The organism is Streptomyces rishiriensis (assembly GCF_030815485.1).
In the GTDB taxonomy this organism is placed as follows: Bacteria; Actinomycetota; Actinomycetes; order Streptomycetales; family Streptomycetaceae; genus Streptomyces; species Streptomyces rishiriensis_A.
In genome coordinates, this window is sequence record NZ_JAUSWV010000002.1 from 2171185 (window position 1) to 2185358 (window position 14174).

The window sequence follows — 14174 nt, forward strand, 5'->3', positions numbered from 1 at the left end:
GCGAGCTGTATTTGGGATGTCCCCGACCACCCACGACCCTACCTCTCCGAGGCCGCCGGAGTGACATCGACTTCGCCCATACACGGCAGGGCGGTCCGTACCCGCCAGTAGGGGTACGGACCGCCCGGACCGGAAGGCCCGGTCGCTCGATCCGGTTACGAACCGTCACGCGGAGTTGACCGCGGTCCCTCAGTCCTCAAGTGAGGCGAGGGCCTTTCCGATGAGCGCGATCCGGTCGGCCGCCGCGGTCACGTGCTCCAGGCCGAAGCCCAGCAGCACGGTGTCCTCGGTGGTGACCGCTCCGTACGTCTGGAACAGGGCGCCGGTGCGCGTCCAGTCCTTCAGGACGGTCGGGCTGCCCGCGGGCGGACCCGCGACCCGCCAGGCGCCCAGCGAGGTCTCGAAGCCCTCGGTCCCGGTGGCGGTACCGCCGACGACCAGCGAGGCGTCGTCCGCGAGGACGCCGTGGCCGCCGCTGCCGGGGTCGGTGACATAGGCGATCGAGACCTCGACCTGCTTGCCCGCGTAACCGCTCAGGTCGAAGTTCACCTGCTGCCAGCCGCTGGAGGCGCCGGTGAGGGCGTTCCAGGAGCCGGTGGTGCCGGTCGCCGCGCAGTCGCCCGAGCCGAGGGTGAGGTAGTGCCGCAGCCACGGGTGCTCGCCGATGTAGAAGCCGCCGCCGCACTCCGCGGGCACTGCGGTGCTGCCGGCGCCGCCGGCCTCGGGGAGCGTCGTCCAGTCGTCGGCGCCGACCGTGTGGATCTCGACGATCGCGTTGTCGTAGCCGGGCTCGGTGTCCCACAGCAGCTGGGTGCGCAGGGTCGGCTTGCTCGCCGCGCCGACACCACTGAGGTCGATGGTGCGGGTGAGGCGCTTGTAGGCGTCGTCGGTGTGTACGGCGGCGGCCATGTACGAGCCCGTGTACGGCCCGTAAGGGTTGACCGTCCCGGCGAACCGGCCGGCGCCCGCGCTGGCGAACTGCGGGTACGCGGAGGCGGGCAGCTCGTCCGAGGTGACGCCGTAGGTGCCCGCCCTGTCGAGCGGGTTGCCGGCCGCCGGGCCGAGGGCCCCGCCGGCACCGGCGAGCCCGCCGGAGCCCGTGAAGCCGGTGGCGCCCGGGGTCGAGGTGCGGGAGTAGGCGCCCAGGTAGTACTGGCTGAAGTCGTTCGACGGGGTGCCGTCACCGAGGTCGACGTTGCCGCCGGCCAGCTCGCCCGCCTCGATCAGCTTGCCGCCCTCGTTGAGGAAGGCGCGCAGCTCGAGCTGGGTCGGATTGCCGGGGACGCCGGCGCCCGTGTAGTGGACGACCGTGCCGAAGTGGCTCAGCACGCCGAGCGCGTCGGGCGCGCCCTGGGTGGCGACGTCCCAGACGATCGCCTTGCGGCCGTTGGCCCTCAGCGCGTCGACGTAGGTCTGCGCCTGGGTGGCAGCCGTGCCCTCCTCGGCCACGACGAGGGTGTCCGCCCCGGCCCGCGCGGCGATCGTGTAGGTGAAGTGCGCGCTGGAGACCTTCTTGCCGTTCTCGGTCTCGCCCGTGAACCACACCTCGACCTTGTCGCCCGGTCCGCCGTCCCGCACCTTCGCCCGGTACTCGTCGTAGTAGAGGTTGTCGTCACCGCCGAAGGTCTCGCCGCCCTTCCAGGCCTTGAGCGCCCGGTCCCGGGTACGGCCGCCGTTGACCCGGTACTTGAGCTCCTTGTCGCGGATCGCCTTGCGTACGACGACGGAGACCTCCTGGTCGGCGCCGCGCGCGTACGAGGTGGTGAACGGCGCCGGGGTGAAGTCGGCGGCGGCCAGCCCGACCGAGGACTTCGGCTGGTCGGGCTGCGCGGCGGACTCCGCCACGGAGAGCGCGAACGGGACGTTCTTGGCGAACTCGTCCTGGATCAGCTTCTCGTCGTCCGGGAAGTTGAAGACCGACTGGCAGTCGGAGGCGTTCCACTGGTCGTTCGGGTCGACGGCCGAGGCGGTCTGGCAGGTCGACATCTCGGGGGTGAACATCGCCGTGCCGTTGACGTTCGCCGCGTGCCCGTCGGCCTCGCCGTTCGTCGTGTACAACTCCGAGGAGACCTGCGGGTGGTAGCCCGGGACCGCGGAGTTGTCGGGGGTGCCGGCGAGCGCCTTGTAGGCGACGTCGTCCGGGGTGTCGGTGGCGACCTGCCAGCCGACGCCGTAGAGCAGCAGCTCGGCGGCGGAGTGGTAGTTGATGCCGTACGTGAACCCGATCCGCTTCTCGAAGGCGTCGAGCGCCCGGGTCTCGGGTTCGGAGGCGGGACTCGCGCCGCGGTAGGTCTGACTGGTCGGGTTCGGGGACGAACCCTCGTCGTCGTAGCCCCACTTGTAGGGGAAGTTGCGGTTGAGGTCGACGCCGTCGCCGGTGGAGATCGCGCCGTCGCCGTTGACGTCCCGCAGGTTCTTGCGCCAGAGGCGGTTGTCGGCGTTGTCGAAGGTGTAGTCGTAGCCGTCGGGGTTGGCCGACAGGACGAACCACAGCTCGCTGGAGTCGACGATCCTCTTCACGCGCCGGTCGGTCCTGTAGCTGTCCAGGTAGTGGTGCATCAGCCGCCGGGTCATCTCCGGGGTGATCCACTCCCGCGCGTGCTGGTTGGACATGTAGAGGACCGACGGCTTGGAGCCGTCCTTGGACTTCTTCGCGTCCCTGGTCAGTTTGAGCGCGAGGATGTCCTGGCCCTCGACCGTCCTGCCGATGGACACGACCTTGGTGAGGCCCGGGTTCTCCTGGGCGGTGCGGAGGATCTCCTCCCGGAGCCCGCCGCTGCCGCTGTACGGCCGGAACACACCGTCGGCGGCGGCCTCCACACGGCTCTCCGCCTTGGCCGAAAGGGTGTGCTCCGTGAGGGCGACGCCCTGCTTCCCGAGCTTCTTCGCCTGCTTGTCGGTGAGGTAGACCTCGACCGTCGCGGTGCCCTTCTCGGGCGCCTGCTCACTGAGTTCGTGACCGTCCTGGCCGGCCGCCAGCAGCAGGGGTACCTGCTGCTTGGTGACCTCCGCGCGGAAGACCTTGACCTCGTCCGCGTCGGGTTCCGGCGTGGTGCCGGGCTGTGCCTGGGCGATGGGTGCGAGTGCCGCTCCGCCGAGCAGCAGCGCGCCGACAGCGAGGATCGATCTCGCTCTTCGTCTCATGAACCCCCCTAGCCTGAGTTCGCCCCAGCAGCGAACTCTGCCAGGCTCATGACAGTTCATGATCCAGTCAAGAGCGCCTCAAAGCCACGCAAACGCCGGTGGTGTCGCCCAAACGGGCGACACCACCGGCGTTCTGAGGCGTGATCAGCCGACCAGGTTGTCGGCGAGCTCGTCGCTGAGGTTGGCGTCCGTGCCGGCGATGCCGAGGTCGGAGGCCCGCTTGTCGGCCATCGCCAGCAGCCGCCGGATCCGTCCGGCGACCGCGTCCTTCGTCAGCGGCGGGTCGGCGAGCGCGCCCAGCTCCTCCAGGGAGGCCTGCTTGTGGTCCATGCGGAGCCGGCCGGCCGCCGCGAGGTGCTCGGGCACCTCGTCGCCGAGGATCTCCAGGGCGCGCTGGACGCGGGCCCCGGCGGCCACGGCCGCACGCGCCGAGCGGCGCAGGTTCGCGTCGTCGAAGTTCGCGAGCCGGTTCGCCGTGGCCCGCACCTCGCGGCGCATCCGGCGCTCCTCCCAGGCCAGCACCGACTCGTGCGCACCCAGCCGGGTGAGCAGCGCGCCGATCGCGTCGCCGTCCCGGACCACGACCCGGTCGACCCCGCGCACCTCACGGGCCTTCGCGGCGATGGACAGCCGGCGGGCGGCGCCGACCAGCGCGAGCGCGGCCTCCGGGCCCGGGCAGGTCACCTCCAGGGAGGACGAGCGGCCGGGCTCGGTGAGCGAGCCGTGCGCCAGGAAGGCCCCGCGCCAGGCCGCCTCCGCGTCGCAGGTCGCGCCGGAGACCACCTGCGGGGGCAGCCCCCGGATCGGGCGGCCCCGGCCGTCGACGAGTCCCGTCTGCCGGGCCAGCTGGTCGCCGCCCGCGACCACCCGCACCACATAGCGCGAGCCGCGGCGCAGCCCGCCCGGGGCCATCACGATCAGCTCCGAGCTGTGGCCGAAGATCTCCAGGATGTCCCGCTTGAGCCGGCGGGCCGCCATCGCGGTGTCCAGCTCCGCCTCGATCACAATCCGCCCGCTCACCAGGTGGAGGCCGCCGGCGAACCGCAGAACGGCGGAGACCTCCGCCTTTCTGCAGCAGGTCCGGGTGACGGGAAGCCGGGAGATCTCGTCCTTCACCGCTGCCGTCATCGCCATGGGCCGATCCTTCCATGCATCCGAAAAATACGGTCGTACGCGGCGGCCAACAGCTCCGGGTCGTGCCTCGGGGTTCCGTCGGGCCGTGCCACCGGCGCCAGCTCGACCGCGGCCCCGAACCTCTTGGCGGCGTCGGTCAGCGAGTCGCGGTCGGGCACGGCGGCCACATCGGCCAGCACCACGTCCAGGGCGAGTTTAGGGGCGTGTCGTCCCAAAACCTCCAAATGACGCTGCGGGGAGAAGCCGTCGGTTTCTCCGGGCTGCGGGGCGAGGTTCAAAGAGAGCACCCGGCGCGCCTTCGTCTCCACGAGGGCGTCCAGCAGATCCGGCACCAGCAGGTGCGGCATGACCGAGGAGAACCAGGAGCCGGGCCCGAGCACCACCCAGTCGGCGTCCAGGACGGCGTCGACCGCCTCCGGGACGGCCGGCGGGTCGTGCGGCACCAGGTGCACGGACTGCACCTCGCCGGGCGTCAGCGCCACGGTGGCCTGTCCCCGGACGGTGTCGACGTCGTCCGGCCGCTCCGGATCGTGTCCCTTGACCAGCGCCTGGAGCTCCAGCGGTACGGCGGACATGGGCAGCACCCGCCCCTGCGCGCCGAGCAGCTTGCCGACCAGGTCCAGAGCCATCACGTGATCGCCGAGCTGCTCCCACAGGGCGACGATCAGCAGATTGCCCACCGCATGGCCGTTGATCTCGCCCTGCGACTGGAAACGGTGCTGGATGACCCGGGCCCAGGTCTGGCCCCAGTCGTCGTCACCGCACAGCGCGGCCAGCGCCTTGCGCAGGTCACCGGGCGGCAGCACGCCCAGCTCCTCGCGCAGCCGTCCGCTGGAGCCGCCGTCGTCGGCCACCGTGACGACACCGGTGAGGTCGCCGGTGATCCGGCGCAGCGCGGTCAGCGACGCGGACAGTCCCATGCCGCCGCCGAGGGCGACGACCTTGGGCTGGGTGCCGCGGCGGCGCGGTTTGCCGCCGCGTGCCTCGACCGGCCGGACCACACGCCCGTCGGGGGCGGTCCTGCGCAGTCGGCCGAGCCGTGGAGAACGTCCCGTCATTCCCGTCCCATGTCCCGGTGCACGACCACCGTCTCCACGCCCTCGCCCGCGAGACGCGCGGCGAGCTTCTCCGACATGGCCACCGAGCGGTGCTTGCCGCCCGTACAGCCGACCGCGATGGTCACATAGCGCTTGCCCTCCCGGCGGTAGCCCGCGGCAACCAGCTGGAGGAGCTCGGCGTACCGGTCGAGGAACTCCTTGGCGCCGGGCTGGTTGAGGACGTACGCCGACACCTCCTCGTTGAGGCCGGTGTACGGGCGCAGCTCCGGGACCCAGTGCGGGTTGGGCAGGAAGCGCATGTCCACGACCAGGTCGGCGTCGACCGGCAGGCCGTACTTGAAGCCGAAGGACATCACGGTGGCCCGCAGCTCGGGCTCCTCGTCACCGGCGAACTGGGCGTCCATCTTGGCGCGCAGCTCGTGCACGTTGAGGCTGGAGGTGTCGATCACCAGGTCGGCGTCGCCGCGCAGCTCGCGCAGCAGCTCGCGCTCGGCGTCGATGCCGTCGACGATGCGGCCGTCCCCCTGGAGGGGGTGCGGGCGGCGTACGGACTCGAAGCGGCGCACCAGGGCGTCGTCGGAGGACTCCAGGAAGACGATCCGCCGGGTGACCCCCTTCGCCTCGAGGTCGGCGAGGGACTCACGGAGGTTGTCGAAGAAGCGCCTGCCGCGGACGTCGACGACGACCGCGATCCGCGCCACGTTGCCCTGGGAGCGGGCGCCCAGCTCCACCATGGTGGGGATGAGGGCGGGCGGGAGGTTGTCGACGACGAACCAGCCGAGGTCCTCCAGACACTTGGCTGCCGTCGAGCGGCCGGCCCCGGACATGCCGGAGATGATCACCAGCTCGGGGATGGCCGCATCGGGGATCCCGGGCGGCGTGACGTCCGTACTCACCTGTGCTCCGTCTTCCTGGCGTACTTCTTGCTGAGGGCTGTCGGGGACCGCGTGGTGCGTGGTGGAATCCTCGCCCGGTTCCCCGGGTCCCTGCTGGGACGCGGCTGTGGGCACAGTAGTGGGCGCCTGTTCCTGCTCCGCCGTGGGGTGTGCGTCGTGCTCGGTCATGTCTCCTGCCCCCGTGGTTCTTCCGGGGCGCCCGTCGTCACGGGATCCCCGGGGGAACCCGCCTTCGTATCGGGTTCCTCATCATCAATGATCTCTCCGGTCGCCGTGTTCACGGCGGGGGCGGGCGGTGCCGCCCGGGCGAGGGTCGCGGCGATGGTCTCGGCCGTCTTGCGGCCTATGCCCGGAACCTCGCAGATCTGCTCGATCGTCGCGGCCCGCAGCCTCTTCACCGAGCCGAAGTGCTTGATCAGTGCCTGCTTGCGGGTCTCGCCGAGGCCGGGCACCTCGTCCAGGGGGCCGGCGCGGAAGCGCTTGGCCCGCTTGGTGCGCTGGTAGGTGATGGCGAAGCGGTGGGCCTCGTCGCGGACGCGCTGGAGCAGATAGAGGCCCTCGCTGCTGCGGGGCAGGACGACCGGGTCGTCGTCGTCCGGCACCCAGACCTCTTCCAGGCGCTTGGCGAGGCCGCAGACCGCGATGTCGTCGATGCCGAGCTCGTCCAGCGCCCGCTTGGCCGCCGCGACCTGCGGCTGTCCGCCGTCGACGACGACGAGCTGAGGCGGGTAGGCGAAGCGCTTGGGGCGGCCCTCGTCGTCCTTGAGGCTGCTGGTGAGGGGCGCCTCGCCGGCGTCGGCGAGCGTCGTGGCACCGGCGTCGGCGAGCGGGTCCTCGCCGTCGGCCCACTCCCCCGTCCGCTCCTTCTCGGCGAGGTAGCGCCTGAAGCGGCGGGTGATCACCTCGTGCAGGGAACGGACGTCGTCCTGGCCCTCGAAGCCCTTGATCTGGAAGCGGCGGTACTCGCTCTTGCGCTGGAGGCCGTCCTCGAAGACGACCATGGAGGCCACCACGTCGTCGCCCTGCAGGTGCGAGATGTCGTAGCACTCGATCCGGAGCGGCGCACTGTCCAGGTCGAGGGCCTCGGCGATCTCCTCCAGCGCGCGCGAACGCGTGGTCAGGTCGGAGGCACGCCTGGTCTTGTGCAGGACGAGCGCCTGCTGCGCGTTGCGCGCGACGGTCTCCATCAGGGCCTTCTTGTCGCCCCGCTGCGGGATGCGCAGCGACACGTTGGACCCGCGGCGCCCGGTGAGCCACTCCTGGACCGGTTCGACGGGCTCGGGCAGGGCGGGGACCAGGACCTCCTTGGGGACGGAGTCGCCCCGCTCCTCGCCGTACAGCTGCTGGAGGGCGTGCTCGACGAGGGCGCCGGTCGTGACGTCCTCGACCTTGTCGGTCACCCAGCCGCGCTGGCCGCGTACGCGTCCGCCGCGGACGTGGAAGATCTGGACGGCCGCCTCCAGCTCGTCCTCGGCGACCGCGATCAGGTCGGCGTCGGTCGCGTCCGCGAGCACGACCGCGTTCTTCTCCATGGCCTTCTTCAGGGCCTCGATGTCGTCACGCAGGCGGGCGGCCCGCTCGTACTCCATCGCCTCGGCCGCCTCCACCATCTGCTTCTCCAGCCGGCGCAGGTAGGCGCCGGTGCGGCCCGCCATGAAGTCGCAGAACTCCTCGGACAGCTCACCGTGCTCGTCGGCGGAGACCCGGCCGACGCAGGGCGCGGAGCACTTGCCGATGTAGCCGAGCAGACAGGGCCGGCCGGTGCGGGCGGCGTTCTTGAAGACGCCGGCGGAGCAGGTGCGCACGGGAAAGACCCGCAGCAGCAGGTCGACGGTGTCCCGGATCGCCCACGCGTGCGCGTACGGTCCGAAATACCTGACGCCCTTCTTCTTGTGGCCGCGCATCACCTGGACGCGCGGGAACTCCTCGTTCATCGTCACCGCGAGGTAGGGATAGCTCTTGTCGTCGCGGTACTTGACGTTGAACCGGGGGTCGTACTCCTTGATCCAGGAGTACTCCAGCTGGAGCGCCTCGACCTCCGTGGACACCACCGTCCACTCCACCGACGCGGCCGTGGTCACCATGGTGCGGGTGCGCGGGTGGAGGCCGGACAGGTCCTGGAAGTAGTTCGCCAGGCGCTGACGCAGGCTTTTCGCCTTTCCGACGTAGATCACCCGGCGGTGCTCGTCGCGGAATCGGTACACCCCTGGGGAGTCCGGGATCTGTCCCGGCTTGGGGCGGTAGCTGGAGGGGTCGGCCATGTCTCACACCCTACTGGCGCGGGGTGACACTCCGGCGGGCCGTGGACGACGGCCGGGTGTCCGGGAGGGCTGTGGACGAGCGGGGCGGCGGCGCCCGGACCCGAAGGCATCGACTCGGCCACACGCACGTGCCACTCGGGCATCAGGTGTTGTCGGGGCTTGGTCAACACGCTTCAATGCGGGGGGACTCGGGCCCTGAGGGCCGCCCTACGGATGTGAAGGAGCGCCGGCGACGCCGGGAAGGCCCCGACCACCCACACGAACGGTCCGACCAGCCGTCGTGAGCATTCACAGAAAGGCCCCTGCATGCCGCACGCCACACAGCACGCGGACGCCTCCCTCGACGCCGTCTCCGCGGAACTGGACACGGCCCTGCGCGGAGGCCCTTTCCATGTGGCGCTGCGTGCCGCGATCGCCGCCCGTGGCCTGCCCCTGCAACGCGTCCAGCACCATCTGTCGCGGTACGGGGTGAAAGTGGGCGTGACCAGTCTGAGCTACTGGCAGCAGGGCGCCCGGCGACCGCAGCGGCCCGAGTCGCTGCGCGCCGTGCGTGCGCTGGAGGAGATCCTGCACCTGCCGGACGAGTCCCTGATCCGGCTGCTGGCCGCGCCCGAGGGCGGCGACGACGGCACGGTGTCCGGGCAGTCCGCAGGCCGCTCCTACCGCTCGCTCCTGCAGGCCTCCGGCATTCTCGAACAGCTGCTCGGCGAACTGGAGTGCCCCGTCGACGGGGGTCTGCACACCCTGGGGCACCATGAGCGGGTCCGCATCGGACCGCGCCGCGAGCTCGCGGGACGCGAGTCGCAGCACATCGTGCGCGCCCACCGCGACGGCGTCGACCGCTTCGTGGCCGTCCATCACGGTGATCCGGGCTGCGCCCCGGAACGCATGACGGTGCACGCTCTGGAGAACTGCCGGGCCGGCCGGGTCCGCCGCCACCACGACACCGGAGTGCTGGTGGCCGAGCTCCTCTTCGACACCCGGCTGAGGGCCGGCGACACCTTCCTCTTCCGGTACGCCGTCGAGGACGGCACGGCCGACGTGTCCCGTGAGTACGTCCGCGGCTTCGGCTCCGCGGGCGGCCAGTACGCCCTCCAGGTCCGCTTCGCCGAGCACGCCGTGCCCGTGCGCTGCCACCGGTTCACCCAGCACTCGGCGGCGGCCCCGCGCGGCGGCCGACAGGAGCTGCCGCTCAGCGGCCGGCACCGTTCGGTGCACCTCGTGGAACCGCGGGTCCGGTCCGGCATGGTCGGCATCGGCTGGGACTGGGAGTGAACGGCGGCCGTCCACGGCCCCCGGCAGGCTTCGACGGCCCCCCAGAGCCCTCGCCGGGGGCTTTTACGCGCGGCTCCGAAATGGGGTAGCTTCCCGGCCTGCGGCTCACCCGCTCCCTCGTCCGTCGCACCTCGTGCCGCTGCCCCGCGAGCACGGTCCGAGCAGTCGCAGAAAGCCAGCGAAAGGAATCGCCCCGTGATCGTCGTCGCCGGTGAGGCCCTGATCGACCTGGTACCGCAGGGCGCGGGCGCCCTCGCGGGGCTCCGGCCGGCCCGCGGCGGCGGTCCCTACAACACGGCCGTCGCCCTCGGCCGCCTGGGCTCCCCCACCGCCTTCTGTTCGCGCACCTCGCTCGACGCCTTCGGCGAGGCGCTGCTCGCCGGGCTGCGGGACTCGGGCGTGGACGTGTCAGCGGTGCAGCGTGGCCCGGAACCGACCACGCTCGCGGTCGCCACCCTCGACGGGCACGGTTCGGCCGCCTACTCCTTCTACGTCGACGGCACCGCCGACCGCCTGTTCACGGCCCCGGACGCATGGCCCGCGGGTACGCGCGCGGTGTCGTTCGGCACCTGCTCCCTCGTCCTCGAACCGGGGGCGAGCGCGTACGAGGAGCTGATGCGGACCGCCTCCGCCCGGGGGCTGTTCACGGCGCTCGACCCGAACATCCGGGCCGGGCTGATCCCGGACGCCGACGCCTACCGGGCCCGCTTCAAGAGCTGGCTGCCCTCGGTGTCCCTGCTCAAGCTCTCCGAGGAGGACGCCCGGTGGCTCGGCGGCACCCCGCGCGAGTGGCTGTCCGCGGGCCCCTCGGCCGTCGTGATCACCCAGGGCGGCGACGGGCTGACCGCCTTCACCCGAGGCGGGGCCGTGTACTCGGTGCCGGGCGAGCAGGTGGACGTCGTGGACACCATCGGCGCCGGTGACACCGTGAACGCGGCTCTGCTGCACGGCCTCGCGGCGCGGGACGCCCTGTCCCCGGCGGGGCTCGCGGAGCTGGACGCCCCAGGCTGGGAACAGTTGCTGCGGTTCGCCGCCCGCGCGGCGGCGATCACCTGCTCCCGGGCCGGCGCGGAGCCGCCGTACGCCTTCGAACTGGGCGGCTTCCCGGACCTGTCCTAGCGCCGGGCGGACGGTCGGTGCAACGACGGACGGCGCCTCGCGGGAGAGTTCCCGCGAGGCGCCGTACCGTTCACGCAGGTCGCCGGGATCGCGTCCCGGGTCCCGTCAGGCCTTGCGGGCCCGTGCGGCCTTCTTGGCGGGTGTCGCCTTCGTCGCCGCGGCGGCCTTCTTGGCCGCCGTGTTGTTCGCGGCCGTCGTCTTGCTCGCGGCCGTCTTGGTCGTGGCCGTCTTGGCGGCCGTGGCCGTCTTGGCGGCCGTCGTCCGGGCGGTCGCGGTCTTGCGCGGCGTCGTCTTCGCGGCGACCGTCTTCTTCGCCACCGTCTTGCGCGGGGCCTTCACCGGAGCCGCGTCGCTGATCCGGTCGGCGCCGAGAACCTCCCGCAGGAACTTGCCGGTGTGGCTGGTCGACACTCCGGCGATCTCCTCCGGCGTGCCCTCGGCGATGACGAGGCCACCACCGGCGCCGCCCTCGGGACCCATGTCGACGACCCAGTCGGCGGTCTTGATGACGTCGAGGTTGTGCTCGATGACGATGACCGTGTTGCCCTTGTCGACCAGGCCGGCGAGCACCTTGAGGAGCTTGCTGATGTCCTCGAAGTGCAGACCCGTCGTCGGCTCGTCCAGGACGTAGACCGTGCGGCCCGTGGAGCGGCGCTGGAGCTCGCTGGCGAGCTTCACACGCTGGGCCTCACCGCCCGACAGGGTGGTCGCGGACTGGCCGAGCCGGACGTAGCCGAGGCCGACGTCCTTCAGGGTGTTGAGGTGACGGGCGATCGCGGGGACGGCCTCGAAGAACTCCGTCGCCTCCTCGATCGGCATGTTCAGGACGTCGGCGATGGACTTGCCCTTGTAGTGGACCTCCAGGGTCTCCCGGTTGTAGCGGGCGCCGTGGCAGACCTCGCACGGGACGTAGACGTCCGGCAGGAAGTTCATCTCGATCTTGATCGTGCCGTCGCCCGCGCAGTTCTCGCAGCGACCGCCCTTGACGTTGAAGGAGAAGCGGCCGGGCAGATAGCCGCGGACCTTCGCCTCGGTGGTCTCCGCGAAGAGCTTGCGGACGTGGTCGAAGACACCGGTGTACGTGGCCGGGTTGGAACGCGGGGTGCGGCCGATGGGCGACTGGTCGACGTGCACGACCTTGTCGACGAGGTCGTCGCCGTCCACGCGCGTGTGCCGCCCTGGCACGTTCCTCGCGCCGTTCAGTTCGCGGGCCAGGTGCGTGTACAGGATGTCGTTGACCAGCGTCGACTTGCCGGAGCCGGACACACCGGTGACCGCGGTGAACACGCCCAGCGGGAAGGACACGTCGATGTCCTGGAGGTTGTTCTCCCGGGCGCCGTGGACGGTGAGCCGGCGGGACGGGTCCTGCGGGCGCCGGATGTCGGGCACCGGAATGGCCTTCTTGCCCGACAGGTACTGCCCGGTCTGCGAATCGGGGTTGGCGAGCAGTTCCTTGAGGCCGCCGCTGTGCACGACGTTGCCGCCATGCTCGCCGGCGCCGGGACCGATGTCGACGATCCAGTCGGCGACCTTGATCGTGTCCTCGTCATGCTCGACGACGATCAGCGTGTTGCCCATGTCCCGCAGCCGGACCAGGGTCTCGATCAGCCGGTGGTTGTCGCGCTGGTGCAGTCCGATGGACGGCTCGTCGAGCACGTAGAGGACACCGACGAGGCCGGAGCCGATCTGGGTGGCCAGGCGGATGCGCTGGGCCTCGCCGCCGGAGAGCGTGCCGGCCGCGCGATTGAGCGAGAGGTAGTCCAGGCCTACGTCGACGAGGAACCGCAGTCGCTCGTTGACCTCCTTCAGGACCCGCTCGGCGATCTTCTTGTCGCGGGCGTCGAGCTTCAGCTCGCCCAGGAAGTCCGCGCAGTCGCTGATGGACATCCCGGAGACCTCGGCGATGGACTTCCCCATGACCGTGACCGCGAGGACGAGCGGCTTCAGGCGCGTGCCCTCACAGGTGGGGCAGGGCACCTCGCGCATGTAGCCCTCGAAGCGCTCACGGCTGGCGTCGCTCTCGGCCTCGCCGTGCCGGCGCTTCACGAACGGGAGGGCGCCCTCGAAGGGGGTCGTGTAGACGCGCTCGCGCCCGTACCTGTTGCGGTAGCGGACCTCGATCTGCGTCTTGTGGCCGTGCAGCAGCGCCTTCCTGGCACGCAGCGGCAGCCCCGCGAAGGGGATGTCCGTACGGAAGCCGAGCGCGTCCGCGAGGGCGCCGATCAACCGGCCGAAGTAGTCCTTGGTGTGGCCGTGCGACCAGGGGTGGATGGCGCCCTCGTCGAGGGACTTGTCCTCGTCCGGGACGATCAGCTCGGGGTCGACCTCCATGCGCGTACCGATGCCGGAGCACTCGGGGCAGGCGCCGAAGGGCGAGTTGAAGGAGAAGGAGCGGGGCTCCAGCTCCTCGAAGGACAGGTCGTCGTACGGGCAGTACAGGTGCTCCGAGTACATGCGCTCGCGCTCGGGGTCGCCCTCGGGGAGGTCGACGAAGTCGAGCACGACCATGCCGCCGGCGAGGCCGAGGGCGGTCTCCACCGAGTCGGTGAGCCGGCGCTTGGCGGACTCCTTCACCGTGAGGCGGTCGATGACCACCTCGATGGTGTGCTTCTCCTGCTTCTTCAGCGTGGGCGGGCTGGACAGCTGGATCGTCTCGCCGTCGACCCGCGCGCGGGAGTAGCCCTTGGTCTGGAGGTCGGCGAACAGGTCGACGAACTCCCCCTTGCGCTCGCGCACCAGCGGCGACAGCACCTGGAAGCGGCTTCCCTCGGGCAGCTCCAGGACCTTGTCGACGATGGCCTGCGGCGACTGGCGGGTGATCGGCCGGGAGCACTCGGGACAGTGCGGCTTGCCGATGCGCGCGAAGAGCAGGCGCAGGTAGTCGTAGACCTCGGTGATGGTGCCGACCGTGGAGCGCGGGTTGCGCGAGGTCGACTTCTGGTCGATGGAGACGGCCGGCGAGAGACCCTCGATGAAGTCGACGTCCGGCTTGTCCATCTGGCCGAGGAACTGCCGGGCGTACGACGAGAGGGACTCGACGTAGCGCCGCTGGCCCTCGGCGAAGATGGTGTCGAAGGCCAGCGAGGACTTGCCCGACCCCGACAGGCCCGTGAAGACGATGAGCGAGTCGCGAGGCAGGTCGAGCGAGACATTCTTGAGGTTGTGCTCGCGCGCGCCACGGACGATGAGACGGTCGGCCACGCCGGTCCGCACCTTTCTTGAGAGAAGTGACAGGGGCGGGGCCCCCGTCTTTTCCAGACTAGGGCGAGCCACTGACAACGCCGGTC

Annotated in this window: 8 protein-coding genes; 2 read left to right on the forward strand and 6 right to left on the reverse strand. The window is 71.1% G+C overall.

Annotation, left to right across the window (positions count from 1 at the left end):
• Window positions 1–189: 189 nt before the first annotated feature.
• The 5 genes from QF030_RS12170 to uvrC all read right to left on the reverse strand — a co-directional run bounded on the left by QF030_RS12170 (window position 190) and on the right by uvrC (window position 8493).
• Window positions 190–3144: a M14 family metallopeptidase gene (locus QF030_RS12170; protein ID WP_307162675.1), complete on the reverse strand. Its 2955-nt coding sequence runs from the start codon at window positions 3142–3144 to the stop codon at window positions 190–192.
• Window positions 3145–3288: 144 nt separating this feature from the next.
• Entirely contained in the window at window positions 3289–4278 is a 990-nt protein-coding gene (gene whiA, locus QF030_RS12175) for a DNA-binding protein WhiA (RefSeq protein WP_020131902.1), read from the reverse strand.
• Window positions 4269–5336, reverse strand: coding sequence for a gluconeogenesis factor YvcK family protein (locus tag QF030_RS12180; protein WP_307162676.1), 1068 nt, complete (start codon window positions 5334–5336; stop codon window positions 4269–4271). Before QF030_RS12180 ends, whiA begins: the two co-directional genes overlap by 10 nt.
• Window positions 5333–6400 carry an RNase adapter RapZ gene (gene rapZ, locus QF030_RS12185; protein ID WP_307162677.1) on the reverse strand — a complete coding sequence of 356 codons (1068 nt, stop codon included), beginning with the start codon at window positions 6398–6400 and terminating at the stop codon, window positions 5333–5335. The genes QF030_RS12180 and rapZ overlap by 4 nt, the downstream gene beginning before the upstream one ends.
• Window positions 6397–8493, reverse strand: coding sequence for an excinuclease ABC subunit UvrC (gene uvrC, locus QF030_RS12190; RefSeq protein ID WP_307162678.1), 2097 nt, complete (start codon window positions 8491–8493; stop codon window positions 6397–6399). Before uvrC ends, rapZ begins: the two co-directional genes overlap by 4 nt.
• Before the next feature lie 306 nt (window positions 8494–8799).
• Between uvrC and QF030_RS12195 the strand changes: the two genes are divergently transcribed.
• Both QF030_RS12195 and QF030_RS12200 read left to right on the forward strand, forming a co-directional pair.
• On the forward strand, window positions 8800–9768 hold the full coding sequence (locus QF030_RS12195; RefSeq protein WP_307162679.1) for a hypothetical protein: 969 nt from the start codon (window positions 8800–8802) through the stop codon (window positions 9766–9768).
• Window positions 9769–9963: 195 nt separating this feature from the next.
• Entirely contained in the window at window positions 9964–10887 is a 924-nt protein-coding gene (locus QF030_RS12200; protein WP_307162680.1) for a carbohydrate kinase family protein, read from the forward strand.
• A gap of 105 nt (window positions 10888–10992) precedes the next feature.
• On the opposite strand, the gene uvrA is transcribed toward QF030_RS12200, so the two are convergent.
• Window positions 10993–14088, reverse strand: coding sequence for an excinuclease ABC subunit UvrA (uvrA, locus tag QF030_RS12205; RefSeq protein ID WP_307162681.1), 3096 nt, complete (start codon window positions 14086–14088; stop codon window positions 10993–10995).
• Window positions 14089–14174 lie beyond the last annotated feature (86 nt).